At 48.7% G+C, this 1,950-nt stretch carries 2 protein-coding genes; both read right to left on the bottom strand.

From position 1 onward, the window contains the following. Positions 1-206: hypothetical protein (locus LGZ99_RS24215; RefSeq protein WP_390894058.1), on the bottom strand; the 206-nt coding region annotated here is incomplete at its 3' end. A 16-nt stretch (positions 207-222) separates the two neighbouring features. Then, positions 223-1,950: phage terminase large subunit family protein (locus tag LGZ99_RS24210; RefSeq protein WP_262979825.1), on the bottom strand; the 1,728-nt coding region annotated here is incomplete at its 5' end.

Raw genomic sequence — 1,950 nt, 5'->3', positions numbered from 1 at the left:
GTCATCATTATTTCATTTGTCACTGTGGCAGTCGGATTAATATCGACAGTAGCAAGATGACCGCCAAGATCAGGAGCGTTGAGAGCAAACTTAACAAGCTGTTTAAGTAAAGCTGTATCAATCACTATTTTGTCTAGTAAAACCAGCCTGTCTATATCATCAGTACAAACAGGCTTTTGGCTTTCATCGGTAACATTAAGCTTCATATGTGGCACCTCACAACTAAGACGGCAAAAGCTGAGACATACTTTTTCGTTTCGGCTTTTCGGGTTCTTGAATAATAACGCCGGGATATTGCAAGCTGATTTTTTCCTCTGGCTCTGCGGGCGCTGGCAATAATCTGCCCGGGTTTTCTGTAATGCTGGTAACCAGTGCATTCAGTTTCAACCCCATATGCAGGAGTCCGCATAATGCAGCATAACTATAAACTCTACAGTCCAGCGCCTCGTTAGCCCGGCCCGGCAATTGCTCCCACACTCGGAAGCGCTGCCCGCCTGACTCTTTTAATACGGAGCGCTCTGCCAAAAGTTGACTGAAATAATTCAGGTCCCTATCTGCCGGGAAATGCATATAACTGGCTGATGCTTCACCGGGTGGCGGGGGATCGATATGTAACCGGCCACGGATAGTATCTTTTGCCGCATTAACACCGAGAATAATGGGCTTGAAACTTGACTTGGTACGCGGTGTAGGTTTTTTGGTCGGCCAGACAGGGGAACGCTTACCGCCGCGTGCTGATTCACCTTTGATGGCCCATATCCGGCGACCAATTCTGGCTTTTGAGAATTCGTAAACTTGCTGCGTGTGGTGTCCGCCAGAGTCCATGCACGCCGCCATAATCGTAAAACCGCGCCCGTCAGCACGCCGCCATACCTGTTTCAGGTACATATCAAGACGCTTCCACGGCTCATCGGTTTCCAGATCACCTTCAATGACATCATAAGCAATTGACCAGCTTTCTTCATTGCGGCCCCACCCGACAATTTCAATTTCGAATCTGTCATCTTGGGTATCAATACCCGCCGTCAAAACAGCCACGCCATCCGGCACCTCAGCAGCAAAGACTTCACAACGTTCAAGCAGTTTTCTTTCACTCAATGCCTTCTCTCCGCGGTCTTCATAAGGTTCACCCAGCACAAGGTTAATAAATGTCTGGCGCATCAAGGGGTCATTTTTCACCCTCAGCCATTCAGCAACTAAGTATTTCCACGCGGCATTGGGGAATAAGCTGTAACCCGCCCAAATATGAAAACCGGCATGGCCTTTAAATGGCTTTGTCGCTCGCCACTCTCCGCGCTTCACAATGCCGGGTTTTTCGTTGTGATGGATCATGCAACCGTTATGACGACAAACATAGTAAGCGGTATCCGGCAAACCATTGCCGTTTTCGTCCTTGTCCCACTTGATCCCATATGGCGTATCGGGACCACCCCACTCTAATATTTGATATTCGCCGCAGTGAGGGCATGGGACATAGTAATAACGCTGGTCACTATCGCCGAACGACTTTTCAATGCGGCTAGTTCCTTTTACTGTCGGGGTTGAACCCAATACGATTTTGCGGTTCCAAAATGTTTCAGAACGCTTTGTACCCAGTGCTATCTGATCACCTTCAACCCCAGCACCGCCAGACGGGTACCCATCCACTTCATCAAACAAGATAATCCGGCAAGTAATACGACGAAACCCGCCCGGGCTGTTAGCTCCTACCAGTGTCAGATTGGCGCCATTCAAAAACGTCTTTTTCAGAATAGTCTGATTACTGTTTTTGGCTTTGGGGTCACCAGAGATTTCAGCCAACACTGGGGTATCACGCAGCATTGGCGCAATCTCGGTTTTACTGTAATCCTCCGCATCTTCAACACGAGGTTGCACGACCAGAATGGGAGAAGGGTCATGCGCCAGATAATAACCCACTACGTGATCGAGAATTTTGGTGTATCCGACACG

It is taken from the genome of Photorhabdus temperata (assembly GCF_025384845.1).
GTDB classification, from domain to species: domain Bacteria; phylum Pseudomonadota; class Gammaproteobacteria; order Enterobacterales; family Enterobacteriaceae; genus Photorhabdus; species Photorhabdus temperata.
The sequence above is the reverse complement of the archived record's forward strand: the minus strand, read 5'-3'. Positions and strand labels throughout refer to the sequence as shown.